We start from the raw sequence: 25,463 nt of genomic DNA, 5'->3' as shown, positions 1-25,463 counted from the left end.
ACCACCCGTTCCGAACCCCCCGTACATGCTCATCACGCCGTCACCCCCCGCTCCTCCAGAGCCAGCTTCATCGACCGCAGGGCGTAGAACACCCGTGAGCGCACGGTGCCGCTGGGTATACCCAGTGTCTCGGCCGCCTCGTTGACGGTACGCCCCTTGAAGTACGTCTCGACGAGGACCTCCCGGTGGGCAGGGGTCAGGTCGTCGAGCGCGTCCGACAGAGTCATCAGCCACAGCGCCTTGTCGATCTCGTCCTCCGCGGGGATGACCTCCAGCGGCGACGGATCGACCTCCTGCGGCCGGGCCTGCCGGCTGCGGTGGCCGTCGATGACGATGCGCCGGGCGACCGTCACCAGCCAGGGGCGTACCGAACCGGTCGCTCGATTGAGCTGGCCGGCGTTCTTCCAGGCACGGATGAGCGTCTCCTGCACCACGTCCTCGGCACGCTGGCGGTCTCCGGCGACCAGCCTGAGGACATACGCAAGGAGGGGTCCGGCGTGCTCCCGATACAGGGCACGCATCAGCTCCTCGTCAGGTTCCGAGGGCTGGGACATGCGATGTCGGGCCCTCGATCCACGTTCATTGGCCACGACGGAATCCTTGCGCACGCCCACCTCCGATGTCCGGGGGTTCCCCCAGTCGGTCGCTCGTCGACGGGTACGGATGCGGAACGCGTGGTGTTCAAACCGGACCGACAGTTTTCCCCGGGGTGACGTGACGAGCGGGACATGGGCGCACATTCCCACCGTGTGTTCTTTACATTTCCGACACGTTAGAAAGGCTGTCAACAGTGCCCGTGGGCCGGGAACGCCAAACCGCATGTTGCGGAAATCACTTGGGAGATGCCCGAAGGCCCCCTTCACAAGAGCCGCAATCCGGGCATCCGGCCTGGCGCGGCGGGCCGTTCAGGCCCGGGCGAGGGCCGCGCGGCGGCGATGCCGGGCGACCCGTTCGCGGTTCCCGCACACCTCGCTGGAGCACCAGCGCCTTCTGCGCCCGCGCGACATGTCCAGGTACACGATCGGGCAGTTGTCGCCCTCGCACTGACGCAGGCTCGCCCGGGCCACGGGGTCGGTGAGCAGTTCCACGGCGTCCCGCGCGAGGGCGGCGAGCAGGGCGGCGCACTCGGGCGGTCCCGCCAACTCCCGCACGAGCCCGCCGTCTTCACCGCGCACGGCACGGAGGGCCGGGGGCGCGGCGGCACGGGCGAGATCGTTGACACGGCTGAGAGCACGGTCGTACGAGCGGGGGTCGCGGCCGGGGCCGAGATCGTACGAGCGGGGGTCGCGGCCGGGGCCGAGATCGTACGAGCGGTGCTCGCCGCCCAGGCTGCCGCGCACCAACTGCCCCACACACACCCTCAGTTCCCGGAAGCCGGCGAGCCAGGAGGTGTCGGCGTGGGCGAGCGGGGTGCCCGGCGGGACGAGTCCGGAGCCGGTTATCCAGGCGCGCAGCGGGGGGAGGGAGTCCAGCCGTTCCACGGGGTGGGTCGTGGCGAGGAGGTCCAGACAGATCCGCCCGGCGTCGAAGCGCGGCTCGTACAGAACCGTGGCCGTACCCAGTGCCATGTGCCTGTCACCGCCTAGGCCACTCCGGTTCCCGCCGGAGGGCGGCACGGAGTGCTCGTCAGGACTGGAGGAAGCTTCCCCTCCCACAGTGCCTGCCCATTCCCGCGGCCGGAACCCCTCGTACCGCCCCGGTACCGCAGCCGTACCGCCCACCGGGGCAGGGGGCGTCGGGGCCGTGGTGGGCTACCCGTCGGCGTACTTGGCGTCGGCCGCCGGATCCAGGGCGAGCCGGTACCCGCGCTTGACCACCGTCTGGACCAGCTTCGGCGAACCGAGTGCGTTGCGCAGCCGGGCCATCGCCGTCTCCACGGCGTGCTCGTCGCGTCCGGCACCGGGCAGCGCGCGCAGCAACTCCGCCCGTGAGACCACCCAGCCCGGCCGCCGCGCGAGCGCCCGCAGCAGCGACATCCCGGCCGGCGGTACGGGCCTGAGCTCACCGTCCACCAGCACGGCGTGCCCCCGGATCTCCATGCGGTGCCCGGCGACGGGCAACGCCCGGGCCCGCCCCGGCAGTTCCTGGCACAGCAACTGCACGAGCGGCCCCAGCCGGAACCGCTCCGGCTGCACGGTGCCGATCCCGTGCGCCTGCAACGGCAGCGCGGTGACCGGCCCCACGCACGACGGCAGCACGTCATGGCCCAGCGCGGCGAGCAGTTCCTCCCGCAGCCCGCGCTCCTCGGCCCGCGACAGCAGCGAGGCGGCGGCCGGCGCGCTGGTGAAGGTGAGCGCGTCGAGCCCGCGCGAGACGGTGGCGTCCAGCAGCCGGTCCAGCGGCCCGGCGTCCTCCGGCGGCATCCACCGGTACACGGGCACGGGGACCACCTCCGCTCCCCCGGCCCGCAGCGCCTCCACGAACCCGGGCAGCGGCTCCCCGTGCAGCTGGACGGCGACCCGGCGCCCGTCGACGCCCTCCTCCAGAAGCCGGTCGAGCACTTCCGCCATGGACTCCGAGGACGGCGACCACTCCTCGGTGAGCCCGGCCGCCCGCACGGCGCCCTTGACCTTCGGCCCGCGGGCGAGCAGTTCCACCTCGCGCAGCCCGGCGAGCAGCGCCTCGCCCAGCCCCCAGCCCTCGGCCGCCTCGATCCAGCCGCGGAACCCGATCGCGGTGGTGGCGACCACGACGTCGGGGGCCTGGTCGATGATCTCCTTGGTGGCGGCGAGGAGCTCGCCGTCGTCGGCGAGCGGCACGATGCGCAGCGCGGGCGCGTGCACGACCGAGGCACCGCGCCGTTCGAGCAGCGCGATCAGCTCGTCGGCCCGGCGCGCGGCCGTCACGCCGATGGTGAACCCGGCCAGGGGCCCGTGCTCGGACCGCCGCGCCCGCTGGGCCGCTTCGGGTTCCGGCTCCGGTCCCGGCTCCGGTGACTGCTGTTCGTCGTACATGGCTCTCGTCCCGCGCTCGAGTCGTGGTGCCGCTCGTCGTGTCACTCGTCGCACTGCTCGTCGTGTCGCTCGTCGTGTCGCTTGTCGTGTCGCTTGTCGTACCGCCGAGCCTGTCAACGGTGCGTGACAGGCTCGGTTCGGTGTGATGTCACCAGTGTTACGCCGTCCGCCACGCCTTCGCGTCACACCTCGGCGTAGCCGAGCCGCGGCTCGGTGCCGGCGGCGGCCGCGGTGGCCGGAAGCGGGCCGGTCCGGCGAAGGTATACGGCCCAGGTGACGGCGAAGGCGGCGCCGTAGAAGAGGAGGAAGGCGACGAAGGCGCCGGTCCCGGAGCCGTAGGAGAGGAAGGACTGCCGGAAGGCGAGGTTGATGCCGACCCCGCCGAGCGCGCCCACCGCCCCGATGAGCCCCATGGAGGCTCCGGACAGCCGCCGCCCGTAGGCCGCGGCCGCCTCGCCCTCCAGCCCGCGGGCGAGCGCCTTGGCCTGGAAGATCCCGGGGATCATCTTGTACGTCGACCCGTTGCCGAGCCCGCTGAGCACGAACAGCACCACGAACACGGCCACGAACAGCGGCAGCGACCTGTGCGTGCTCGCGACGACGAGGACGCCGGTCGCGGCGGCCATGGCGACGAAGTTCCACAGGGTGATGCGGGCCCCGCCGTACCGGTCGGCGAGCCGGCCGCCCAGGGGGCGGATCAGCGAGCCGAGCAGCGGCCCGATGAAGGTGAGGTACGCGGCCTGGAGCGGCGTACGGCCGAACTGGTTCGTCAGCACCTGCCCGAAGGCGAAGCTGTACCCGATGAACGAACCGAAGGTCCCGACGTAGAGGAAGGACATGATCCACGTGTGCCGGTCGCGGGCGGCGTCCAGGGCGGCCCCGGTGTCGTTCTTCACGCCGGCGAGGTTGTCCATGAACAGCGCGGCGAGCACGGCGGCGGCGACGATCAGCGGGATGTAGATCCCGAGCAGCACGCGCGGCCCGCCGCCCGCCCCGATGACGGCGAGCGCGGCCAGCTGGATGACGGGCACGCCGATGTTCCCGCCCCCGGCGTTGAGCCCGAGCGCCCACCCCTTCTCGCGCATCGGGAAGAAGGCGTTGATGTTGGTCATGGAGGAGGCGAAGTTGCCGCCCCCGATACCGGCGAGCAGCCCGATCCACAGGAAGGTGGAGAAGGAGGTGCCCGGCCGCATGACGGCGAACGCCGCCACGGTGGGCAGGAGCAGCAGACTCGCGGCGACGATCGTCCAGTTCCGCCCGCCGAAGACGGCCACCGCGAAGGTGTACGGCACCCGGACCGCCGCCCCCACCAGCGTCACCACGGAGGTGAGCAGGAACTTGTCGGCGGGGCTCAGCCCGTACTCGGGCCCCATGAACAGCACGAGCACGGACCACATGGTCCACACGGAGAACCCGATGTGCTCGGCGAGCACGGAGAAGAGCAGGTTCCGGTGGGCGACCCTCCGCCCGGTGCCCGCCCAGAACGCCTCGTCCTCAGGATCCCACCGCCCGATCCAACGACTCCCACGACTGCCTGCCATCACGCCTCCACGGTCCGCTGAGTGGCCGATTCCCGAAGGTAGGGAGACGGCGTTTCCACGCTGTGGCTGTGGGTGACCGGCAGGGAACGTTGCACTCACCGGGGGCGGGGCGGGCCTGTGAGAGGTGCCTGGGCCGGCGTGCCGCCGTACATCTCGGTCATCCCCACGAGCAGCACCCGCCCCTCCTTCGCCGCCGCGACCAGATCGGGGGCGGGTTCACTGCGCGCATACAGGGCGAGCGCACAGCCCTCCGCGTCCCAGCCCTGGGCGCAGAGCACGTCGCGGATGTGCTCAAGCCGTCTGAGATCGGCGGTCGTCCGTGACTTGTTGGTCGCCTTCGCCTCCCCGAGCAGGGTGATGCGGGCCGCCCGCTTGTCACGCGCCCGGGACTCCCGGCCGAGCGCGACGACGTCGACCTCGTGCCCACGGTGCTCGCGGCACGGGACGGTGGTGGTCCCCACCTGCCCGATGTCGTCGAGGCCGCGCTCGCGGCCGTAGCGCAGGGTCCACTGGCGGGCCAGGTCCTCGAAGTGCGGCCCCAGGACCTTGGAGGAGAAGGTCTCCCGCGACCGTTCCCAGGCCGCACTCCCCTCCCGCATCTCGAAGTCGACGAGGTTCGGCCGCACGATCAGGTCGTGGAACCGCACGATCGGGTCGGCGACCGTGATCACGGGTTTGCGCTGGAGGAGCAGGTCCTGGTCGTAACGGATGAAGGCGGCCGCCTTCATGATGTTGAGGTGGTACGTCAGCGACTTGGCGCCCATCCCGACCAGCCCGCCGATCTGGGTGGGCGTGGCTGCGCCGGAGGCCACGGCCTCCCAGATGGCGTGGTAGGTGGCGCGGTCGCCTATGCGCGGATCCTCGGCGAGCAGGTACTCGGGTTCCGTGAAGAGGATGTGCGACGGGTTGAAGACTGCGTCAAGCCGTAGTCACGAACACGGAACCCCGGCGGAGACGGACTCATCTCCCCGACCGGGAGGCAGAAGCGGTGGCACCCGGCCGCGCAGGGACCACTTTCCCAGGGGAGTCGTCGTGGCAACACCGCGGACCATCGCAGTCTCCGCCATCACCCTGGCAGTGATCGGGGTCGCTGTGGCGTGCGGTCCGGCGCATCAGGACGGCGGGACGCGGAAGCCGACCGCCCGACCGCCGTCGCGGCCCCCGGCATCAAGCCCCGGTCCGACCCGGACGAGTGTGTCCTCCACGGCCTCGGCTGGTGCCCGAGCGCGTGTCGCATGCGGCACAGAGCAATTGCGATGGCGGCTGACGCGTCTCACCGCCAACCCGTCCAAGGGGCCGACTGCCCTGCTCAGCCTCACGAACACCGGTGCCACGCCCTGTACCTTCGACGGTTACCCGGATCTGGAGGTCTATCTGGGCAAGGGGCCGTCGGTGGACGCGAAGCCGAAGACGACGACACGGGTCCGACTGCTACTGGGCCACGGCCGCACAATCGAGATTCCGCTCTTCTATCCGGCGGTCCGTCTCCGCGACGGGTACTGCGCCATACAGCCTGACGAGGATCCCCGCATCAGCGCACGACCACCGCACCCGGCACCCACTGACTACGGCGCCTCGGTGCAGATGACCGACCCCAGGGGCCGGCGGATTCGTGCGACGGTCTGCGACACCATCCATATGGGTTCGCCCCGGCTGCGACCGGCCGCGTGATTAACCGCCTGTGGGCCGAGCGGGATATGCCGAGCCGGCGCCGGATCGAGCGCCGGTTGTGGCCGGCGGCCGGCAACGTGTGGACGGTGCCGGCTCGGCCAGGAAGGACGGCTGGTGGATACTTCCAGCCACCTCCAGGACGCACACAAGAGCCTGGCGCCTACTCGCCCGTGACCGGGCTCTCAGTCATGTTCCGCGAGGCTAAGAGGCCCTGTTCCCCCGCCCTCCCCTCCCGTTCGGCCACAGTCGGGGGCTTCTGTTTGCTGCCAGGTCCTCGATCCAGCCGAAGGTGAGGATGGCCAGGGCTATGAGGGGCCAGACCAGGGTGAAGGTCCAGAAGGGGTAGGTCTTGTCCAGGAAGGACGTTGCCGTGTCGGTCTGCATGAAGGGGAGGTTGTAGGCCTGGTCCAGGAGGGGGACGGCCGCGGTGATCAGGGCGTTGTGCCAGAGGTAGATCGTCACCGCTCGGTTGTTCGCCAACGTGATCGGGCCGTCCCAGCGGCGCAGGCGGCCGGGGAGTTCCGTCCAGGACGGGGAGTACTGGAGCAGGATCACCACCACGCCGAAGGACCAGGTGGCCTGGGCCAACGGGATGTCGTTCAGGTCCCAGCCGTCCGGGCCCCGGTGACCCGACGCCCACCACAGGCCCACCGCCATCAGCAGGGCCGAGGACGACACCGCGATGTAGCGCGGGACTCGCCTCAGGGCTCCGTCGTGGTGGGCGAAGCCCAGGATCCAGCAACTGCCGTAGACCGCGAAGTCCTTGATCGCCTCGCCCGTCTCGCCGGGGATGGTCACCAGCCCCGTGCCGACCACCGCCGTGAGGGCCAGAGGCGCCAGCAGGGTCGGCCACGGGACCCTGCGGAACGCCCACAGGAGCACCGGCGAGGCCACTACGAACCACAGGTAGGCGCGCAGGTACCACAGTGGGCCCGCCGCGTCTGTCGGCCAGGTCGGGTCCAGCAGGCCCGAGTCCGAGCCCAGGTGCTCGGGGTAGGGCGGGGCGCCTACCGGGACCAGGTAGTCCAGGAGCTTCGGCAGGCCCGTCAGGCCGCCCAGGTCCGGGTCGCTTACCGGGTTCCAGCCCGCGTACAGCATGAGCGGGACCAGTACGGCCGCGAAGACCCACAGCGGGGGCAGCAGTCGCCTCAGCCTGCCCCGGATCACGCTCGGCGCGGGGCGGTTCAGGCTGCGTGCCATCAGCGAGCCGGCCAGGGCGAACATCACGCCCATGGACGGGAACAGGATCGTCAGCCAGCCCCAGCCGAAGAGGTGGTAGACGACGACCCGGACCAGGGCCAGGGCCCGGAGGAGGTCCAGGTAGCGGTCCCGGCCACCGGGCGGCGGTGGCCTGCGGTCCGCCGTCGGGTCGGTGGCCAGTGTCTGCGGCAGCCCACCGGGCTCCGCCTCCTCACCGGATCGCGTCGTCACAGCAGGCTCCGCCTTCTCATCAGGCACCGTCATGTCACCGCGCTCCGATCCGGCGCCCGGTCCACGCCGCCCCCGTCGCCGGATACCACGGCCGCCCGCTCGCGTCGCACCGGGCCACCCGGCGCCTCCACCACCCCCGTGCGCCGCAGTTTCTGCCACCGCAGGCGGCCGCCCGTGAGTGCCGTGATCCAGGACTGGAGCAGGACCACGTACATCAACTGCCGGTAGAGGATCTGCTGGAGCGGCAGGGAGATGAGGTGCGTCATGCGCTCCTTGTCCAGGCGGAAGGCGTACGCGGCGCAGACCGCCTGGATGGCCAGTACGCCGAGCCAGGCCAGGACCGTCCTGCGGGTGGGGCCGAAGACCACCCCGTAGAGGAGGAAGACGTCGATCAGGGGCGCCAGCAGCGGGGCCACCACCATGAACAGGGACACCAGCGGCAGGCCCACGCGGCCGAAGCGGCCCGACGGGCCCCGGTCCAGCAGGGCCCCGCGGTGCTTCCAGATCGCCTGCATGGTGCCGTACGACCAGCGGTAGCGCTGGGACCACAACTGCTGGACGGATTCCGGCGCCTCGGTCCAGGCGCGCGCGTTCTCGGCGTAGACGACGCGCCAGCCGGCGCGGTGGAGCGCCATCGTGATGTCGGTGTCCTCGGCGAGGGTGTCGTGGCTCATGCCGCCGGCCTCCTCGAGGGCCGAGCGGCGGAAGGCGCCCACCGCTCCCGGGATCGTCGGCATGCAGCGCAGCACGTCGTACATCCGGCGGTCGAGGTTGAAGCCCATCACGTACTCGATGTGCTGCCAGGCCCCGATCAGCGAATCCCGGTTGCCTACCTTGGCGTTGCCTGCCACAGCGCCGACCCCGGGATCGCCGAAGGGCTGGACCAGTTCGCGGACCGTGGACGGTTCGAACACCGTGTCGCCGTCCATCATCACGATCAGGTCGTACGAGGCGTGCGCGATGCCGCGGTTGAGCGCGGCCGGCTTGCCCGCGTTGCGCTGGCGGACCACCCGTACGCCGGGCAGGTTCAGGGCCTCCACGATGTCCGCGGTGCCGTCCGCCGAACCGTCGTCCACGACCACGATCTCGACGGGATGCTTGCTCGCGGCCAGTGAACGGACCGTGGCCTCGATGCACTTGGCCTCGTTGTACGCCGGCACCAGCACCGACACCGGTTCGGTGACCGGCGGGCCCCAGCGGAAGTCCTTGCGCCGCACCCGGCGCGAGTGCGCGCCCGAGAGCAGCAGCATCAGCGCGAACCGGGCGATCACCAGGCCGCCGACCACGGCGAGGCAGATCGCGAGCGTTCCGGTGATGTCGTCGGAGGCCTGTACGAGGAAGATCCACGCCTTGCCCTGCCACAGGTCGGGTCCGGTGACCGGGGTGAGCGCGCTGGGCGCCCCGAGCGCCTCGGTGAGGTTGTCGAAGCGGTAGCCGCGCGCCTGGAGTTCGGGGATGAAGCGGTCCAGCGCCTCGACGGTCTGGTGGCGGTCGCCGCCGGAGTCGTGCATCAGGACGATCGCGCCCTTGCCGCCCTTCGGGGTGGCCCGGCGGACGATCTCCCCGGCACCCGGCTTCTGCCAGTCCTCGCTGTCGGTGTCGTTGACGACCGTGATGTAGCCGCGCGAGCCGATGTACCGCGTCACCGGCCACGAGCGGTCGTCCATGGCGTCGGCGAAGGAGGAGTACGGCGGCCGGAACAGCGAGGTGCGCACGCCGGCCGCGCCGGTGATGGCGAGCTGGTTCTGGGACAGCTCCCAGTCGATGCGGCTGCGGGACTGGTACGACAGGTCGGGGTGGTTGAAGGTGTGCAGGCCCACCTCGTGTCCCTCGGCCACCATGCGTCTGACCAGGGCGGGGTAGCGCGAGGTCATGGTGCCGGTGACGAAGAAGACCGCGTGCGCGTGGTGCCTCTCGAGCACGTCCAGCACCTTGGGCGTCCAGGTCGGGTCCGGGCCGTCGTCGAAGGTGAGGACCAGGCGGTGGTCGGGCACGCGCAGGCCGGTCTCGTGGCCGTCCCGGGTGTCGATGACCGGGCCGCCGTCGAGGATCTTCTGCGGCACCTCGTCGGTGGTGGCCTCGGGCCGGATCCGGTGGTCGGCGAGGATCTCGCTGTGCACGTAACCGCGCAGCATCAGCATCGCCATCAGCGCGGCCAGCAGGAGGGTCGGCAGCAGCAGGCGCAGCGGCAGCCGGCGGCGCCGCGCGGCGGACCGGGGGGCCGGCCCGGACATGCGGAGGGAACGGGAGGAGGGGGAGGAGCCGGAAGACCGTGAGGGACGGGCGGGTCCCGTCGCGGTGCCGGTGGTACGGCGGTTGCGGGGTCCCATCAGGTCGTGCTCCTCGAGGAGATCACGACCGTCGTCCCGGAGCCCTGCGAGGCGGGTGCCGCCGTCGACGGGGCGGGTGAGGCGGACCGCTGTCCGGCCTCCGCCGGTGTCCCGCCGGCGCCGGGCCCGGCCGTGGGGCCGGGGGCCGTGGTCGGGCCGGGTGCGGTGGTGGGGCCGGGGGGCGTGGAGCCCGGGGACGTCGCCGAACCCGTCCCGCCGGCCACCGGTACGGGGGTGCCGGGGCCGTCCGCGACCGTGCCGGGCCCGCCGGTGCCGGAGCCTGGCCCTCCACCGGTGCCGCCCGCCGTGGGTGACGGATCGGGGGACGTGGACGGGCCGCCGCCCCCGCTGGGGCTCGGCTCGGGCGAGGCGGAGGAGGGAGGCGGGGTCGGCTGCGCGGCGGGGCCGGTGGTGCCCGGACCCGGGACCTTGCTGGGCCCGCCGGCGCTCGGCCGGGGACCGGCCGGGGTGCTGCCCGGCTTGCTCGGTCCGGCGGAGGGCTGCGGCGCCGTGCCGGTGGCGCCCGGTGTCGGCCGTACGACGCCCGGTGCGGTCACGGGTGCCTCGGGTACGACGAATCCGCCGCCGGTGCGGGGCGGGCGCGCGGGGTCGGAGGGCACCGGGGAGGTGTCGACCTTGCTCGAGGGCCGGTCGTCGGCCTGGCCGGGCACCGGCAGCCAGGGCGCGGTGGAGTTGCCCGAGACCAGGGTGACGACGATGACGACGGCGTACACCGCGCAGGCGAGGCCCACGGCCATCCCCAGCCGGCGGAAGCGGCGGCTGCGGCGGCCCGACTCGTCGACGAACACCGGCCCGCCGTCCAGCCCGCCGGGGCCGCCGGGGCCCTCAGGGTCACCGGCACCTGAACCGTCAAGTCCCGTCCCGCCAATACCCCCTTCGCTCGCACGAGCGAACGTTTTGCCGGACCGTCCCGCTGCGCGGTCAAGCCGGACGGTAAGCTCCTCAGGATCAGGACCGAGGCCGGAATCCAGGTCCGGGCCCGGCGTCTCACCCGCTCCCGCGCCGTCCCCCCACGGGTCCTCGACCCGCACCCTCTTCCCGGGCCCGCCCTGCGGGAGCACCCCGGTCTGCGGGGTCGCCTCCGCCTCCACGGCCGCCCCGGCCTCCGCGACCGCCCCCGTCTCCGGGAACGTCTGCGGCTGCGGTCTCCGGGCGGCTCCGCCGCCCTCCACGGCAGGCGTCTCACCGGTCGCGGATGCTGCGGCGGGCCATTCGGGTTGGGCCTCTTCCGGCCCCTTTTTCACGCGCACGTACCTTCCCCCAAGGGAGTTCCGGGTGCGCGTACGACCCCGAGCCCGCGTCGCCGGAACCAGGCCCCCACCTGTCCCGCGCGCCCCCTTGCCACACCGTGCTCGGCGCCACGAACCTAGCGCCTGAGGGAGTTCCGGATTTGCGAAGTATCAATGGTGAACGGAATTGATCGCTTCGTCGATGGCTGGAATCCATCCTGTTTCGGGTCGCCTCAACCATCCCTCCGTCCTCGCCAGTTCCGCGGCCGCGCGTCGAACGGCTTCGAACGCCGGATGCACCAGCCCCTTGCGCCACACCAGTGACACCGGGGACAGCGGAACGGGGTCCACGAGCGGCCGTACGACGGTGTGCGGCAGCGCGGGGAAGCCGACCACGGCGAGGACCGGGTGGCCGGTCTTGGCCATCAGCCGCTCGAACTCCTCCACTCCCACCGCGAGGGGGGCGGGCGGCGCGACCGCGATCCCGCGCCCGGCGAAGAGCAGGTGGGCGAGGTCGGTCCACTCCGGCGTGCGCGGGTTGCCGGCGCCGGCGTAGACGGTCTCGCCGGCCAGTCCGGCCAGCGGCACGGCGGGCAGCGGGGCCAGCCGGTGGTCCTCGGGCAGCACGATCGCCATCGGCTCGTAGCGCACGAACTGGTGGTCGAGGCGGCCCCGCAGCGCCGGTTCGAGACCGGCGAACCGTCCGAAGGAGGCGTCCAGGCGGCCCGCCAGCAACTCGGCGGCCGCGCCGGTCAGTCCGCTCTCGTAGCGGGCCATGATCTCCTGCTCGGGGACGAGTTCGCGGGCGCGGAGCAGCACGCTGCGGCCGGTCGTCAGGCCCGGGGAGTTGAGGTCGACCAGCAGCGGGCGGGCGTGCCCGAAGGCGGCCAGCAGTTCGTCCTGGGCCTCCAGGGCGCGGCGGGCGTGGGGCAGCAGCCGTTCGCCGTCCGCGGTGAGCGTGACCTGCCGGGTGGTGCGGACGAACAGCTCCGCGCCCAGTTCCCGCTCCAGCCGCCGTACGTCCCGGCTCAGTGCCTGCTGGGCGACGTACAGCCGGGACGCGGCGCGGGTGAAGTGCAGTTCCTCGGCGACGGCGACGAAGGCGGCGAGCAGCCGCGGGTCCAGGTGGCGGGCGTGCGGGGCGGGCATGCGCAGAACTTACAACGCGAGTGCGTCAATCGGCCCTCAGAAGGTGTTGGACGCTGTGATCCACTCGGCGCGACGGTGGTGGACATGCCACCCAAGCCCACCGCTCCCCCTGCCGCGAGCAGCTCCCGGAGAAGTTCCACGAGAAGCTCAACGGAGTCCGCTCAGCCACCCACGAGAAGCTCAACGGAGTCCGCTCAGCCACCCGCGAGACCCAACCCCTACCGCCGCCTCTTCACCCTGCCCGGCACCCGCGCCTTCACCGTCGGCAACCTCATCGCCCGCCTGCCGCAAGGGATGTTCGGCGTCAGCGCGGTGGTGATGATCGCGGGCGCGCGCGGCTCGTACGCGCTCGCCGGGGCCGTCACCGCGACCGGCCTCGCCGCGACCGCCGTCACCGCGCCCTGGGTCGCCCGGCTGGTCGACCGGTACGGGCAGGCCCGGGTCGCCGTGCCCGCCACGGTGTGCGCGGTGCTGGGCAGCCTGGCGCTGGTGCTCTGCGTGCGCGGCGGCGCCCCGGACTGGACGCTGTTCGCCGCGTACGCCGCCACCGCGACGACCCCGAACACGGGCGGGATGTCCCGTGCCCGCTGGGCCCATCTGCTCAAGGGCGATCCCGGGGCCGTGCACACCGCCAACTCCTTCGAGCAGGCCGCCGACGAGCTGTGCTACATGCTCGGGCCGGTCCTCGCGGCCTTCCTCACCGGGACGTTCTTCCCGGAGGCGGGCACGCTGGTCGCGGCGGTGCTGCTGCTCACCGGCGTGCTGCTGTTCGCCACGCAGCGCTCGACCGAGCCGCCGCCCCGGCGCCGTACGCCCGCGACGGCCCCGCTGCGGGCGCCGGGCATGCCCGCCCAGCTCGCGGTGTGCCTGGCCATGGGCGCGGTGTTCGGGGCGATGGAGGTGGTCACCGTGGCGTTCGCCGACGCCCAGGGGCACCGGCCGGCGGCGGGCGTGGCGCTGGGGCTCCAGGCGGCCGGGTCGTGCGCGGCCGGGCTGGTGTACGGGCTGGTGCGGCCGGCGGGACCGGCCGAGCGGCGGCTGCCGTGGTGCGTGGCCGCGATGACGGTGCTGATGGCGCTGCCGCTGCTGGCCGCCTCGCTCACCGGCTCGCTGGTGCTGGTGTCGACGGCGCTGCTGGTGGCCGGTACGGCGACGGCGCCCACCATGGTCACCAACATGACGCTGGTGCAGGAGCGCAGCCCCGAGGGCCGGCTCAACGAGGGCATGACGCTGGCGGTGACCGGTCTGCTCGGCGGGATCGGCTGCGGCAGCGCGGCGGGCGGCTGGGTGGTCGAGCACGTGTCGCCGACGGCCGGTTACGCGGTGCCGGTGGGGGCGGCGGCGCTGGCGCTGCTGATCTCCCTCGCCGGGCTCGCCCTCACCCGGCGGTCCGTTCGGCCCGCCGAACACTGACCGCGATTCCCGTCGCACCCATTGACGCGCCTGCGGAGGCCACCTACGTTCACCCGTCGAAGCGCTTCGATTCAGTTGGTCGAATCGCTTCGACGGGCATGCATGCATGCATGCATGCATGCATGCGACAGGGCGGCGCCCGGCGGAATCCCATGGAACCCATCCGACCCCCCGGAGGCACGGGATGTTGACGGCACGAAGGCGTGTGGTGGCGACGGCGGTGGTCCTGGCCGGATCACTGCTCCTGACCTCCTGCGGCGGCTCGGGCAGCGGTACGTCCGACGGAAAGACCCTGCGGCTGTGGCACTACGAGGGGCCCGACAGCGCGATGGGCGTGGCCTGGAACGAGGCCATCAAGGAGTTCGAGGCCAAGCACCCGGGCGTGAAGGTGAAGTTCGAGGAGAAGGGCTTCGAGCAGATCCAGAAGACCGCGCCGATGGTCCTGAACTCCTCGGACGCGCCAGACATCATGGAGTACAACAAGGGCAACGCGACGGCCGGGCTGCTCTCCCGCCAGGGCCTGCTCACCGATCTGACCGCCGAGGCCGGCAAGCGCGGCTGGGACAAGGAGATCCCGGCGAGCGTGCGCACGACCAGCATGTACGACGCCAACGGCGTGATGGGCTCCGGCAAGTGGTACGGCGTGCCCAACTACGGCGAGTACACGATGGTCTTCTACAACAAGGACCTGTTCAGAAAGTACAAGATCGCCGAGCCGAGGACCTTCGGCCGGCTGACCGCCGCCATGGACGAGTTCGCCAGGGCCGGCGTCACCCCGCTCGCCAACGCGGGCGCCGAGTACATGGCGCAGCAGTACCTCTACCAGCTCGCCCTGTCCAGGGCGGACCGCTCCTGGGTCGACAAGTACGAGCTCTACAAAGGCAGGACCGACTTCCACGACGCCGCCTGGACGTATGCCGCCACCACCTTCGCCGACTGGGTGAGGAAGGGCTGGATCAGCAAGGCGTCCAGCGGCACGAAGGCCGAGGACGCGGGCGTGTCCTGGATCCGGGGCAAGGCGCCGATCCTGTTCTCGGGCAGCTGGTGGTACGGCCGCTTCCAGACGGAGGCCACGTTCGACTGGGACACCTCGCTGTGGCCGGGCTCGAACCTGACCCTGGGCTCCGGCGGCAACCTGTGGGTCGTGCCCAAGGGCGCGAAGAACAAGGAACTGGCCTACGACTTCATCGACATCACCCTGTCGAAGAAGATCCAGAACCTGCTCGGCAACAAGGGCGGCGTCCCGGTCGCGGCCGACGCCTCGGCCATCACCGACCCCAGGGCCAAGGCCCTGATCTCCGGCTTCAACACCGTCTCGGCCCGTGACGGGCTGGCCTTCTACCCGGACTGGCCGGTGGCCGGCTTCTACGACACCCTCGTCTCCGAGACCCAGAAGCTGATCACGGGCAGCGAGAAGCCGGACGCCTATCTCGGCAACCTCCAGAAGGCGTACGACCAGGGCGTGCCGAAGCGATGACGGTCACCGTCGAAGAGGGAGCGCGCGGCACGCGGACGGCGGGCGGCCGCCCCGCCCCCGCGCCGCCGCGCGGCACGCGCACCTCCTACGCCCTGTTCCTGCTGCCCGGCGCCCTGGCCTTCCTCGCCGTGGTGATCGTCCCGTTCCTGATGAACACGGGCGTGAGCCTGACCGACTGGCAGGGCGTGGGCGCCCCGAGGTGGACCGGGCTCGCCAACTACCGGCGGCTCCTGGAGGACGGGGAGTTCTGGGCGTCCTTCCGGCACAGCCTGTTCATGGTGGTGGCGATGGCGGCCGTGCCGACGCTCGCCGGGCTGGTGCTGGCCGCCGCGCTGTTCGACTTCGTCGGCAAGCACTTCGGCGACCGGCTCGCGGCATTCCTGCGGGCCTGCTTCTACCTCCCCCAGGTGCTGCCGATCGCGGTCGCCGGCATCGTGTGGAGCTGGATCCTGGCCCCCGAGGGCGGTTCGCTCAACGCGCTGCTCGAGGCGGTCGGCCTGTCGTCCTGGCAGCAGGACTGGCTGGGCGACCCGGACATCGCGCTCTACAGCGTCATGGGCGTGATGGTGTGGGTGCAGCTCGGCTTCCCGCTGGTGATCTTCATGGCGGGCCTCCAGCGCGTCGACCCGCAGCTGTACGAGGCGGCCGAACTGGACGGCGCCGGCTGGTGGCGCCGCTTCCGGCACGTGACGCTGCCGCAGATCCGCCCGGAGATCGCCGTCGTGCTGACCTGGTGCACGATCGCCGCGCTGAAGGTGTTCGGCGCGGTGTACGTGCTGACCAAGGGCGGCCCGGGCGGTGCGACGGACGTGCCGTCGTACTTCTCCTTCACCACGTTCTTCGAGAAGACCCAGGTCGGCTACGGGGCCGCGATCTCCACCGTGCTGACCGTGATCATCCTCGTGCTCGCCCTGGCGGGGCTGCGGCTGCAGACCCGGGCGGAGGACGCGGAGGAGGGAGGGCGCGCATGACGACCGCACTGCGCCGGTACCCGGTGCTCATCGCCCTGTGCCTGGCCGCGCTGTTCATGGTGGTGCCGTTCCTGGTCGTCGCCGTCAACGCGGTCAAGTCGCCGGCCGAGTACTCCCGGCACGGGCCGCTCAGCCTGCCCCGCGGGCTGTACCTGGACGGCCTGAAGGACTTCTGGCAGCGCGTCGACTTCGGCCGCAAACTGGTCAACTCCGTGCTGATCAGCGGCTCGGTGGCGGTGCTCGCGGCCGTGCTGTCGGTGCTCAACGCGTACGCCGTCGGCATCGGGCGGATCAGGGGCCGCACCTGGGTGCTGGCCTTCTTCGTGCTGGCCAACGTGCTCCCGCAGGAGGCGCTGGTGTACCCGGTGTACTACCTGAGCAAGCAGGTGGGCCTGTACGACACCCGGCTGAGCGTGATCATCGTCTTCACGGTGATCCAGGCCGCGTTCGGCACGTATCTGCTCTCCTCGGTGCTGGGGCGGTTCCCGCGCGAGATCATCGAGGCGGCCCGCATCGACGGGGCGAACGCCTGGCAGGTGCTGTGGCGGATCGTGGTCCCGGTCAGCCGCCCGACCCTCGGCGTGCTGCTGGTCTTCTTCTTCATCTGGACCTGGAACGAGTTCCTGCTGCCGCTGGTCATGCTGATCTCCAACGACAACCAGACCGTGTCGGTGGCCCTCGGCGTCCTCCAGGGCCAGCGCCTGATGGACGCCACCATGACCAACGCGGCCGCGCTGCTCGGCGTGCTGCCGGCGATCGTCTTCTTCCTCGTCTTCCAGCGGACCCTGACCCGCGGCATCGCCGTGGGCGCGGTCAAGTAAGGGGTACCGGCGTGAAGTTCACCGACGGCTACTGGCTGCTGCGCGAGGGCGTCACCGCCGCGCACCCGGTGGAGGTGCTCGACGTCACCGCGCGGGACGGCACGCTGGAGATCCACGCGCCGACCCAACCCATCCGCCACCGCGGCGACCTGCTGAAGGGGCCGGTGGTGACGATCGCCGCGCATGCGCCGATGCCCGACGTCGTCGGCGTCACCCTCACCCACTTCCAGGGCGAGCAGCCGCGCGGACCCCGGTTCGAGCTGAACCGCACGGAGCACACCCCGCTGGTCTCCTGCGACGACGAGCACGCCACGCTCACCTCCGGCGCCCTGTCGGTGCGGGTCGCCCGCGGCGGCCCCTGGCGGGTCGACTTCCTCGCGGAGGGCCGCACGCTGACCGGCAGCGGCCCCAAGGGCATGGGCATCATGCGGGACGCGACGGGGGCGCACTATCTGCGCGAGCAGCTCGGACTCGGCGTCGGCACCAGCGTGTACGGGCTCGGCGAGCGCTTCGGCCCGCTGGTGAAGAACGGCCAGGTCGTGGACATCTGGAACGCGGACGGCGGCACGGCCACCGAGCAGGCGTACAAGAACGTGCCCTTCTACCTCACCGACGCGGGCTACGGCGTCTTCGTCGACCACCCCGGCAAGGTGTCCTTCGAGGTCGGCTCGGAGACCGTCTCGCGGGTCCAGTTCAGCGCCGAGACGCAGCAGCTGACGTACTACGTCGTCTACGGCCCGAGCCCGAAGGAGATCCTGCGCAAGTACACGGCCCTCACCGGCCGCCCCGCCCTGCCGCCCGCCTGGTCGTTCGGCCTGTGGCTGTCGACGTCCTTCACGACCTCCTACGACGAGGAGACGGTCACCTCCTTCATCGAGGGCATGCGGAAGCGCGAACTGCCCCTGTCCGTCTTCCACTTCGACTGCTTCTGGATGCGCGAGTTCCACTGGTGCGACTTCCGCTGGGACCCCAGGGTCTTCCCCGACCCGGAGGGCATGCTGGCCCGGCTGAAGGAGCGGGGGCTGCGGATCTCGGTGTGGATCAACCCCTACATCGCCCAGCGCTCCCCGCTGTTCGCGGAGGGCAAGGCGCTCGGCCATCTGCTGCGGCGGCCCGACGGCAGCGTGTGGCAGTGGGACCTGTGGCAGCCCGGCATGGCGCTGGTCGACTTCACCAGCCCGGCCGCGCGCGAGTGGTACGCGGGCAAGCTCGAGGCGCTGCTCGCGCAGGGCGTGGACTGCTTCAAGACCGACTTCGGCGAGCGCGTCCCGGTCGACGTCGCCTGGTCCGACGGCTCCGACCCGGAGCGGATGCACAACTACTACACCCACCTCTACAACCGCACGGTCTTCGAGGTGCTGCGCAAGCACCGGGGCGACCAGGAGGCGGTGGTCTTCGCCCGCTCGGCGACCGCCGGCAGCCAGCGGTTCCCCGTGCACTGGGGCGGCGACTGCGAGGCGACGTATGAGTCGATGGCCGAGTCGCTGCGCGGCGGGCTGTCGCTGGGCCTGTCCGGCTTCGGCTACTGGAGCCACGACATCGGCGGCTTCGAGGGCACGCCGTCACCGGCGCTGTTCAAGCGCTGGCTGGCCTTCGGGATGCTGTCCTCGCACAGCCGCCTGCACGGGTCGTCGTCCTACCGGGTCCCGTGGCTGTTCGACGAGGAGTCGGTGGACGTGCTGCGCCACTTCACCCGGCTGAAGCTGAGCCTGATGCCCTACCTGTACGAGGCCGCGCGCACCGCCCACACCGAGGGCGTGCCCATGATGCGGGCGATGGTGCTGGACTTCCCGGACGACCCCGGGTGCGCCCAGCTGGAGCGGCAGTACATGCTCGGCCCGGACCTGCTGGTCGCGCCCGTCTTCAGCGACGAGGACGAGGTGACGTACTACGTCCCCGAGGGCACCTGGACCGACTTCGTGACCGGCCGTGAGGTGAGCGGCCCGGGCTGGGTGCGCGAGCGGCACGGCTTCTCCAGCGTGCCGCTGCTGGTCAGGCCCGGCGCGGTGATCCCGGTGGGCGCGGTGGAGGACCGGCCCGACTACGACCACGCGGACGGCGTCACCCTGCGGGCGTACCGGCTGGGCGACGGCCGGCGGGTGGCGGTACGGGCCGGCGGGGTGGACTTCACCGTCGTACGCGAGGGGGGCGCGCTGCGGGCGACGTGCGCGGACCCGTCGAAGCCGTGGTCGCTGGCGACCGGGACGCGCGTGGCGCACGCGGGGGCGGGCACGGCCTCGCTGGTCCTGGAGCTGGAGCACTGAGGGGGCCGCGGGCATGACGAAGGCCCCGTCGCTCGCGAGCGGCGGGGCCTTCGCCCACATGGGGCAAGTGGAGATGGCGGGAATCGAACCCGCGTCCAACGGTGCGGAATCAGGGCTTCTCCGTGTGCAGTCCGCTTCGATTTTCTCAGCCCCGGAGATCACGCGGACAAGTCTCCGACGGGCTCAGTCACTGTTTGGTTTCCCTCTTCACCCCGTGACCGGGATCAAGGTTTAGTTCCCTAGCTGATGCCAGGATCCGGGTCGGGAACAGCCCCGGGCTGACACTCCCGTCAGGAGGCTCGCTCTAGCTGCTTATCAGGCAGCGAGGGCGAAAGCCTGGGAGGAATCGCGCTTGGTGTTGGCGATTATTTTTTTCGGCCTGTGGTTTACGAGATCATGGCCGCTTCCTCGACACGCTTCCCCTGCTTCGACAGCCGCTGTCGAAACCGATCATCCCCATGTTGATTTCTCAAGGTGCGCACCCACCTGGGGTGCTGATCCCATCGTACGGGAACAACACCCGCCCGTGCCACCGTATTCCCGCCGGTCACCTGGTTAGGCGCGCTGCTTGCGCCGCACCGCCGACATCGCCCGGTCCGCCTCGCGCCGGTCCTGCTTCTCGCGCAGGGTCTGGCGCTTGTCGTACTCCTTCTTGCCCCTCGCCAGCGCGATCTCGACCTTGGCGCGGCCGTCCTTGAAGTACAGGGCGAGGGGCACGATGGTGTGACCCGTCTCCTGGGACTTCGACTCCAGCTTGTCGATCTCGACGCGGTGCAGCAGCAGCTTGCGCTTGCGGCGGGCGCTGTGGTTGGTCCAGGTGCCCTGGCTGTACTCGGGCACGTGCACGTTGTGCAGCCACGCCTCGTGACCGTCCAGCTGCACGAAGCCGTCCACCAGCGAGGCCCGCCCCTGGCGCAGCGACTTCACCTCGGTGCCGGTGAGGACCAGGCCGGCCTCGTAGGTGTCGAGGATGTGGTAGTCGTGCCGCGCCTTCTTGTTCTGCGCGATCAGCTTGCGCCCTTTTTCCTTAGCCATAGTGCCGCCCATTTTCGCACTGCAGGGGGGCCGCCGGGCCAGTCGTTTCCGGTGGCGGCGCGGACCGGGTCAGCCCTCCTGGGGCACGGCCATCTCGCCCAGGCGCGACCAGTCGTCCTGGGGCACGTCGGCGTTGACGATGCGCGGGGTCTCGGCGAGGTGGCGCGGCAGGACCTGGCGCGCGGTCGTGAAGTGCTCTGAGCCGACGTGCGCCGCGCCGGCCTCGCCGTCGCGGAAGGCCTCGGTCAGCACGTACTCGTTCGGGTCGTCGAGGCTGCGGGACCACTCGAACCACAGGCAGCCCGGCTCGCGGCGGGTGGCCTCGGTGAACTCGCGGGTGATCTCGGGCCAGGCGTCGGCGTGCTCGGGCAGGACGCGGAACTTCGCGGTGATGAAGATCATCGGGGTCTCCCAGGTCGTCGGGGCGGGGGGTGTGGTGGCCGTGTGCGGTCGCCGACGCGGCGCAGCATACGTCAGGCGCCCGGCCCCGGCGATCTTCAACAGGCCAGGTGAGAGGTCAGGAGGGGTCGCCCAGGCCGGTCAGTACCGTGCGGGCCCGCTGGACGGCGTCGCTGCCCGGGTCCAGGTCGGGGGTGATGCCGTGGCCGTCGACGCTGCGGCCGCCCGGGGTGCGGTAGTGCCCGACGGTGAGCTCGGCGACGGAACCGTCGGGCAGCCGGCTCGGCATCTGCACCGAGCCCTTGCCGAAGGTGCGCGAGCCCACGACGACCGCGCGGCCGCGGTCCTGGAGGGCCCCGGTGAGCAGTTCGGCCGCGCTCATCGTGCCGCCGTCGACGAGAGCGACCAGGGGTCTGGCCGTGTCGCCGCCGGGCTCGGCGTGCAGGGCGCACTGGTGGCCGTCGACGTCGTACGTGGCCACCAGGCCGCCGTCGAGGAAGGCGGAGGCGGTGGTGACGGCCTCGGTGACCAGGCCGCCGGAGTTGCCGCGCAGGTCGAGGATGATCCCGGAGGCGGCGGGGGCGCCCCGTACCGCGGTGCGGACCTTGTCGCCCACGCCCTTGGTGAAGGCGGCGATCCTGATGACGGTCACGCCGTCGGCGAGGCGGCGGACGGTGACCGGGTCGGTCGACAGGCGGGCCCGGCGCAGGGTCTCGGTCCACGCGCGCGTGCCGCGCTCCAGGCCGAGGGTGACGGCGGTGCCCGCGGGCGCGTCGTCGGCGTCGCCGCGCAGTAAGGAGACGACCTCGGTGACCGGCAGGCCGTCCACCTTCTCGCCGTCGACGCTGCGCAGCCGGTCGCCGCTGCGGATGCCCGCGTCGGCGGCGGGCGAGCCCGTCTGGACCCGGGTGACGTCGATGGCGCCGTCCCGCTCGCGCCGGGCCCACAGCCCGACGCCGGTGTACTGGCCGTCCAGGGCCTCCTGGAACTCCTGGAAGTCGCCCTGGGAGTAGACGGCGCCCCAGCGGTCGCCGCTGCGGCTGACGGCCCGTTCGGCGGCCTCCATGGGGGACTTGCCGTCGGCCAGGGCCTCGGCGGCGGCCTCCGTCACGGCCGCGTGGTGCGCCGGGGCGGCCGAACCGGCCGTGCGCGCCGGGGACTTGCGGCCGCCGGACCCGGGCGGGGAGCCGGGCAGGGAGCCGGTGGCCGCGCCGGCCACGAGGACGCTGGCGAAGACCAATGTCAGGGCGGCCCCGCGGCGGCTGCGGCGGGGCGGGCAGAACAGGTCACGACCTGACATGGCGGTGAGTCTAGGACAACGCTCCGGGGCCGTACGGCCCCTTGACCGTACGACCCTCCGGGCGCGTGGAGGCGTGCGTCACACCTTGAGGTACTTGCGCAGCGCGAAGAACGCGGCGAGCGCCGGCATCAGCAGGCTCGTGGCGAGGATCAGCGGCAGCTTGGTCAGCACGGCGTCCCAGCCGATGAAGTTGATCAGGTTGAGCTTGTGGGACAGGGCCAGGCCGTGGTCGATGATGAAGTACCGCGCGACGACGAGGAATCCGCACGCGACCGTGCCGCCGATCAGTCCGGCGACCGCGGCCTCCATGATGAACGGCGCCTGGATGTAGAAGCCGGAGGCGCCCACCAGGCGCATGATCCCGGTCTCGCGGCGCCGGCTGAACGCCGAGACGCGCACGGTGTTGACGATCAGCATCAGCGCGACCACCAGCATCAGCGCCATCACCGCGCGGGCCGCCCAGTTCATGCCGTTGAGCAGGCCGAAGAGGTTGTCCAGGATGCCCTTCTGGTCCTGCACGGACTGCACGCCGTCACGGCCGTTGAAGGCGCTGGCGATGACCTGGTACTGCTCGGGGTTCTTCAGCTTGATCCGGTACGACTCCTGCATCTGGTCCGGCGTGAGGGAGCTGGCCAGCGGGGAGTCGCCGAACTGCTCCTTGTAGTGCTTGTACGCCTCGTCCTGGGACTCGTGGGTGACCTTCTGGACCACCGACATCTTGTCGAGGTCGGCGAGGATCGCCTTCTTCTGGTCCTCGGTGACGGCGCCCTTGGCGCACTTGGGGTCGTTCTCGGCGTCGCTCTTGTTGCAGAGGAAGATCGAGACGTTGACCTTGTCGTACCAGTAGCCCTTCATCGTGTTGACCTGGTCGCTCATCAGCAGCGACCCGCCGAACAGGGCGAGGGACAGGGCGACGGAGACGACGACCGCGAAGGTCATCGTCAGGTTGCGGCGGAGACCCACACCGATCTCCGACAGGACGAACTGGGCGCGCATGGCCTTCGGTCAAGCCTTTCCGTGGACGTGTCTCGGGCGGCGGTCAGTGCTGGTAGCCGTAGACGCCGCGAGCCTGGTCGCGGACGAGACGGCCCTTCTCCAGCTCGATGACGCGCTTGCGCATCTGGTCCACGATGTTCTGGTCGTGCGTGGCCATCACCACGGTGGTTCCGGTGCGGTTGATGCGGTCGAGCAGCTTCATGATGCCGACGGAGGTCTGCGGGTCGAGGTTGCCGGTGGGCTCGTCGGCGATCAGCAGCTTGGGCCGGTTGACGAAGGCCCGCGCGATGGCCACGCGCTGCTGCTCACCGCCGGAGAGCTCGCCGGGCATCCGGTCCTCCTTGCCGCCGAGCCCGACGAGGTCGAGCACCTGCGGCACGGACTTGCGGATCTCGCCCTTGGACTTGCCGATGACCTCCTGCGCGAAGGCGACGTTCTCGGCGACCGTCTTGTTGGGCAGGAGGCGGAAGTCCTGGAACACCGTTCCGAGCTGGCGGCGCATCTGCGGCACCTTCCAGTTGGACAGGCGCGCGAGGTCCTTGCCCAGAACGTGCACCTGGCCGTGGCTGCACCGCTCCTCGCGGAGGATCAGCCGCAGGAAGGTGGACTTTCCGGAGCCGGAGGACCCCACCAGGAACACGAACTCACCCTTCTCGACCTCCAGGGAGACATCCCTGAGGGCTGGGCGGGTCTGCTTGGGGTAGACCTTGGAGACGTTGTCGAATCGGATCACGGATGCACCACGGGTCGCCGGGGGTAGATGAGCGTGACCATACGCGAGTCGGGTGTGGGTGCGCAGTCGCCGGTCGGGGTTGGGGAAGGGTTGGTGGATAGTTGTACGTTTTGTCCGCGCGACCCGTCCTCGCGGCCCCCGCGCACGGCCGCCCGGGGTCTTCCGGGGACCCCGCGCTGAATCCCAGGGAACCTGGCATTGTGGAGAGGGGAACGTTCGCGTGTCCGTGAGCGTTGTGTGAGTGGAACCGGTGCAAGGAGGGCGAGCGCATGACGTACGACCGGTTGGTGTGCGCGAACTGCGCGGCGCCCGTGAGCGAGGGCCGGTGCCCCGTGTGCCGTGCGAACCGCGAGCGGCTTCAGCAGGAGAACTTCCTCGCCGGGCTGAACCCGATGGCGCTGATCGCCCTGCTCGCGGTGCTGATCGCGGCGGTGGCACTGCTGGCGCACCAGACGGCTTAGGCGGGCCGGGCCCGGGAGGGCCGGGGACCGGCGGGACTTCCCGGGAGTCCGGGTGAGACGGGCGAAGGGCCCGGAGCCATAGGCTCCGGGCCCTTCCGTCTACGCTCCGCGAGAGCGCGGTCACCCTCAGGCGGCGGCGCCGCCGCGGCCCGCCATCACGCGCGGCAGGATCCGGAAGCCGATGCCGCCGGCGATCATCGTCGCGGCGCCGATCAGCAGGAACGCGGTCTGCCCGGCACCGGTCTCGGCCAGCTGCTTGCCGTTGCCCTGCGGGGCGGCGTTGTTGTCGGAGCCGGTCGGGGTGAGCGCCGAGGAGCCCTGCTCCTGCGGGACGGTGTTGTTGCCGCCGCCGTCCGGGCCGGTGCCGCCGACCGTGCCGGAACCGCCGGTGGTGGAACCGCCGGTGGAGGCGGAGCCGCCCGTGCCGGAACCGCCGGTGGAGGAACCGCCGGAGTTGCCGGAACCGCCGTTGCCCGAACCGCCGTTGTTGCCCGAGCCGCCGCCGGTGGAGCCCGCGGAGGTGCCGGTGGAGGTGCCCTGGGACGTGCCGGAGGACGTACCCGTCGACGTGCCGGAGGACGTGCCCGTGGAGGTACCGGTCGAGGTGCCGCTGGACGTGCCGGTGGAGGTACCGGTCGAGGTGCCCTGGGACGTGCCGGAGGACGTACCCGTGGACGTGCCGGTCGAGGTACCGCTGGACGTGCCGGTCGAGGTGCCCTGGGACGTGCCGGAGGACGTACCCGTGGACGTACCGGTCGAGGAGCCCGTCGTGGAGCCCGTCGTGGAGCCCTCGGTGACGCCGACGGAGGCGCCGCCGTCAGTGGTGCCGTCGGTGCTGCCCTGGGTGCTGCCGTCGGTCGAGCCATCGGTGGTGCCGCCGTCCGCCGCGACGCCGAGGACGACCGGGCCGACCTGGACGTGGGCGTCGAGGGCGGAAGCGGCGCCCGCGGCGGTGAGCGAGGCGCCCGCGGCTATCACGGCGCCGGCGGCTGTACGCGCGACACGGATCCGTGTCTTCTTGGTCATGTGGCTGCTACCCCCAGTAGCGATCGTCGAATGGGCCGCGCTCGGGGCAGCGATCAACGGAGGTGCAGAACGATGGAGCCCCCCGGTTCACATGCGCCCCAGAGACACGCATGCCGCCCATCACCCTTCCCACAATCCGCAGCAACGTCAAGGCCGTTGCGCGCGCGATGTCCGGGTACGGGTCCTTTGCCGGAGGCAAGAGAAGGTGAGTGTGACGACTGCGACAACTACCGCTCGGTGA

Annotated in this window: 22 protein-coding genes and 1 other RNA gene; 7 read left to right on the top strand and 16 right to left on the bottom strand. The window is 71.4% G+C overall.

From position 1 onward, the window contains the following. Positions 1-32: 32 nt before the first annotated feature. From IE217_RS14560 to IE217_RS14540, 5 genes are all read right to left on the bottom strand, one after another. A complete protein-coding gene (locus IE217_RS14560) occupies positions 33-554 on the bottom strand; it encodes a sigma-70 family RNA polymerase sigma factor (protein ID WP_010039908.1) in 522 nt (173 codons plus the stop codon). Positions 555-905: 351 nt separating this feature from the next. Beyond that, positions 906-1,568, bottom strand: coding sequence for an ABATE domain-containing protein (locus IE217_RS14555; RefSeq protein WP_190178279.1), 663 nt, complete (start codon positions 1,566-1,568; stop codon positions 906-908). Between the two features lie 183 nt (positions 1,569-1,751). Beyond that, on the bottom strand, positions 1,752-2,954 hold the full coding sequence (locus tag IE217_RS14550; RefSeq protein WP_190178278.1) for a uroporphyrinogen-III synthase: 1,203 nt from the start codon (positions 2,952-2,954) through the stop codon (positions 1,752-1,754). 182 nt (positions 2,955-3,136) lie between these two features. Then, positions 3,137-4,495: a NarK family nitrate/nitrite MFS transporter gene (locus tag IE217_RS14545; RefSeq protein ID WP_190178277.1), complete on the bottom strand. Its 1,359-nt coding sequence runs from the start codon at positions 4,493-4,495 to the stop codon at positions 3,137-3,139. A gap of 95 nt (positions 4,496-4,590) precedes the next feature. Continuing rightward, positions 4,591-5,307 (bottom strand): hypothetical protein, encoded by a 717-nt coding sequence (locus IE217_RS14540; RefSeq protein WP_190178276.1) that lies wholly within the window; start codon positions 5,305-5,307, stop codon positions 4,591-4,593. 37 nt (positions 5,308-5,344) lie between these two features. Between IE217_RS14540 and IE217_RS35375 the strand changes: the two genes are divergently transcribed. After that, entirely contained in the window at positions 5,345-6,166 is an 822-nt protein-coding gene (locus tag IE217_RS35375) for a DUF4232 domain-containing protein (protein ID WP_373298022.1), read from the top strand. Between the two features lie 201 nt (positions 6,167-6,367). Here the strand turns inward: IE217_RS35375 and IE217_RS14530 are convergent, their stop codons facing one another. The 4 genes from IE217_RS14530 to IE217_RS14515 form a co-directional block, all read right to left on the bottom strand. Further along, positions 6,368-7,630, bottom strand: a complete 1,263-nt coding sequence (locus tag IE217_RS14530) for an acyltransferase family protein (protein ID WP_190178274.1) — start codon at positions 7,628-7,630, stop codon at positions 6,368-6,370. Further along, complete coding sequence (locus tag IE217_RS14525; protein WP_190178273.1) at positions 7,627-9,831, bottom strand: bifunctional polysaccharide deacetylase/glycosyltransferase family 2 protein; 2,205 nt, start codon at positions 9,829-9,831, stop codon at positions 7,627-7,629. The genes IE217_RS14530 and IE217_RS14525 overlap by 4 nt, the downstream gene beginning before the upstream one ends. Positions 9,832-9,926: 95 nt before the next feature. Further along, positions 9,927-10,736, bottom strand: coding sequence for a translation initiation factor IF-2 (locus tag IE217_RS14520; RefSeq protein ID WP_190178272.1), 810 nt, complete (start codon positions 10,734-10,736; stop codon positions 9,927-9,929). Between the two features lie 612 nt (positions 10,737-11,348). Next, on the bottom strand, positions 11,349-12,326 hold the full coding sequence (locus tag IE217_RS14515) for a LysR family transcriptional regulator (RefSeq protein ID WP_190178271.1): 978 nt from the start codon (positions 12,324-12,326) through the stop codon (positions 11,349-11,351). Between the two features lie 84 nt (positions 12,327-12,410). Here IE217_RS14515 and IE217_RS14510 point away from each other — a divergent pair, with 84 nt between their 5' ends. From IE217_RS14510 to yicI, 5 genes are all read left to right on the top strand, one after another. Further along, positions 12,411-13,739 (top strand): MFS transporter, encoded by a 1,329-nt coding sequence (locus IE217_RS14510; RefSeq protein ID WP_190178270.1) that lies wholly within the window; start codon positions 12,411-12,413, stop codon positions 13,737-13,739. A 184-nt stretch (positions 13,740-13,923) separates the two neighbouring features. Beyond that, entirely contained in the window at positions 13,924-15,216 is a 1,293-nt protein-coding gene (locus tag IE217_RS14505; RefSeq protein WP_190178269.1) for an extracellular solute-binding protein, read from the top strand. Next, positions 15,213-16,187, top strand: a complete 975-nt coding sequence (locus tag IE217_RS14500; protein ID WP_190178268.1) for a carbohydrate ABC transporter permease — start codon at positions 15,213-15,215, stop codon at positions 16,185-16,187. The genes IE217_RS14505 and IE217_RS14500 overlap by 4 nt, the downstream gene beginning before the upstream one ends. Then, positions 16,184-17,008: a carbohydrate ABC transporter permease gene (locus IE217_RS14495; protein WP_190178267.1), complete on the top strand. Its 825-nt coding sequence runs from the start codon at positions 16,184-16,186 to the stop codon at positions 17,006-17,008. Before IE217_RS14500 ends, IE217_RS14495 begins: the two co-directional genes overlap by 4 nt. Before the next feature lie 11 nt (positions 17,009-17,019). Next, positions 17,020-19,272, top strand: a complete 2,253-nt coding sequence (gene yicI / locus IE217_RS14490; RefSeq protein WP_190178266.1) for an alpha-xylosidase — start codon at positions 17,020-17,022, stop codon at positions 19,270-19,272. A 65-nt stretch (positions 19,273-19,337) separates the two neighbouring features. Here yicI and ssrA read toward each other — a convergent pair. From ssrA to ftsE, 6 genes are all read right to left on the bottom strand, one after another. Then, positions 19,338-19,730: a transfer-messenger RNA gene (gene ssrA, locus IE217_RS14485) on the bottom strand. 97 nt (positions 19,731-19,827) lie between these two features. Then, positions 19,828-20,307, bottom strand: a complete 480-nt coding sequence (gene smpB, locus IE217_RS14480; RefSeq protein WP_190178265.1) for an SsrA-binding protein SmpB — start codon at positions 20,305-20,307, stop codon at positions 19,828-19,830. 69 nt (positions 20,308-20,376) lie between these two features. Next, entirely contained in the window at positions 20,377-20,709 is a 333-nt protein-coding gene (locus IE217_RS14475; protein WP_190178264.1) for a putative quinol monooxygenase, read from the bottom strand. Positions 20,710-20,824: 115 nt separating this feature from the next. Then, positions 20,825-22,006: a S41 family peptidase gene (locus IE217_RS14470; protein WP_190178263.1), complete on the bottom strand. Its 1,182-nt coding sequence runs from the start codon at positions 22,004-22,006 to the stop codon at positions 20,825-20,827. Positions 22,007-22,084: 78 nt separating this feature from the next. Next, entirely contained in the window at positions 22,085-23,002 is a 918-nt protein-coding gene (gene ftsX / locus IE217_RS14465; protein ID WP_190178262.1) for a permease-like cell division protein FtsX, read from the bottom strand. A 43-nt stretch (positions 23,003-23,045) separates the two neighbouring features. Further along, positions 23,046-23,735, bottom strand: coding sequence for a cell division ATP-binding protein FtsE (gene ftsE, locus IE217_RS14460; protein WP_030943440.1), 690 nt, complete (start codon positions 23,733-23,735; stop codon positions 23,046-23,048). Between the two features lie 269 nt (positions 23,736-24,004). Here ftsE and IE217_RS14455 point away from each other — a divergent pair, with 269 nt between their 5' ends. Beyond that, complete coding sequence (locus tag IE217_RS14455; protein ID WP_133931420.1) at positions 24,005-24,196, top strand: hypothetical protein; 192 nt, start codon at positions 24,005-24,007, stop codon at positions 24,194-24,196. A gap of 126 nt (positions 24,197-24,322) precedes the next feature. On the opposite strand, the gene IE217_RS14450 is transcribed toward IE217_RS14455, so the two are convergent. Further along, positions 24,323-25,222: a hypothetical protein gene (locus IE217_RS14450; protein WP_190178261.1), complete on the bottom strand. Its 900-nt coding sequence runs from the start codon at positions 25,220-25,222 to the stop codon at positions 24,323-24,325. Between the last annotated feature and the right edge of the window lie 241 nt (positions 25,223-25,463).

This window comes from Streptomyces naganishii JCM 4654 (assembly GCF_014650575.1).
Classification (GTDB): domain Bacteria; phylum Actinomycetota; class Actinomycetes; order Streptomycetales; family Streptomycetaceae; genus Streptomyces; species Streptomyces naganishii.
The sequence above is the reverse complement of the archived record's forward strand: the minus strand, read 5'-3'. Positions and strand labels throughout refer to the sequence as shown.

Excerpts from the sequence above, each read along its gene's own strand:
- IE217_RS14560 (WP_010039908.1), bottom strand. The coding sequence starts at position 554 with ATGTCCCAGCCCTCGGAACCTGACGAGGAGCTGATGCGTGCCCTGTAT.
- IE217_RS14555 (WP_190178279.1), bottom strand. The coding sequence starts at position 1,568 with ATGGCACTGGGTACGGCCACGGTTCTGTACGAGCCGCGCTTCGACGCC.
- IE217_RS14550 (WP_190178278.1), bottom strand. The coding sequence starts at position 2,954 with ATGTACGACGAACAGCAGTCACCGGAGCCGGGACCGGAGCCGGAACCC.
- IE217_RS14545 (WP_190178277.1), bottom strand. The coding sequence starts at position 4,495 with ATGGCAGGCAGTCGTGGGAGTCGTTGGATCGGGCGGTGGGATCCTGAG.
- IE217_RS35375 (WP_373298022.1), top strand. The coding sequence starts at position 5,345 with ATGCGCGGATCCTCGGCGAGCAGGTACTCGGGTTCCGTGAAGAGGATG.
- IE217_RS14530 (WP_190178274.1), bottom strand. The coding sequence starts at position 7,630 with ATGACGGTGCCTGATGAGAAGGCGGAGCCTGCTGTGACGACGCGATCC.
- IE217_RS14525 (WP_190178273.1), bottom strand. The coding sequence starts at position 9,831 with ATGTCCGGGCCGGCCCCCCGGTCCGCCGCGCGGCGCCGCCGGCTGCCG.
- IE217_RS14515 (WP_190178271.1), bottom strand. The coding sequence starts at position 12,326 with ATGCCCGCCCCGCACGCCCGCCACCTGGACCCGCGGCTGCTCGCCGCC.
- IE217_RS14510 (WP_190178270.1), top strand. The coding sequence starts at position 12,411 with ATGCCACCCAAGCCCACCGCTCCCCCTGCCGCGAGCAGCTCCCGGAGA.
- IE217_RS14505 (WP_190178269.1), top strand. The coding sequence starts at position 13,924 with ATGTTGACGGCACGAAGGCGTGTGGTGGCGACGGCGGTGGTCCTGGCC.
- IE217_RS14500 (WP_190178268.1), top strand. The coding sequence starts at position 15,213 with ATGACGGTCACCGTCGAAGAGGGAGCGCGCGGCACGCGGACGGCGGGC.
- IE217_RS14495 (WP_190178267.1), top strand. The coding sequence starts at position 16,184 with ATGACGACCGCACTGCGCCGGTACCCGGTGCTCATCGCCCTGTGCCTG.
- smpB (WP_190178265.1), bottom strand. The coding sequence starts at position 20,307 with ATGGCTAAGGAAAAAGGGCGCAAGCTGATCGCGCAGAACAAGAAGGCG.
- IE217_RS14475 (WP_190178264.1), bottom strand. The coding sequence starts at position 20,709 with ATGATCTTCATCACCGCGAAGTTCCGCGTCCTGCCCGAGCACGCCGAC.
- IE217_RS14470 (WP_190178263.1), bottom strand. The coding sequence starts at position 22,006 with ATGTCAGGTCGTGACCTGTTCTGCCCGCCCCGCCGCAGCCGCCGCGGG.
- ftsX (WP_190178262.1), bottom strand. The coding sequence starts at position 23,002 with ATGCGCGCCCAGTTCGTCCTGTCGGAGATCGGTGTGGGTCTCCGCCGC.
- IE217_RS14455 (WP_133931420.1), top strand. The coding sequence starts at position 24,005 with ATGACGTACGACCGGTTGGTGTGCGCGAACTGCGCGGCGCCCGTGAGC.
- IE217_RS14450 (WP_190178261.1), bottom strand. The coding sequence starts at position 25,222 with ATGACCAAGAAGACACGGATCCGTGTCGCGCGTACAGCCGCCGGCGCC.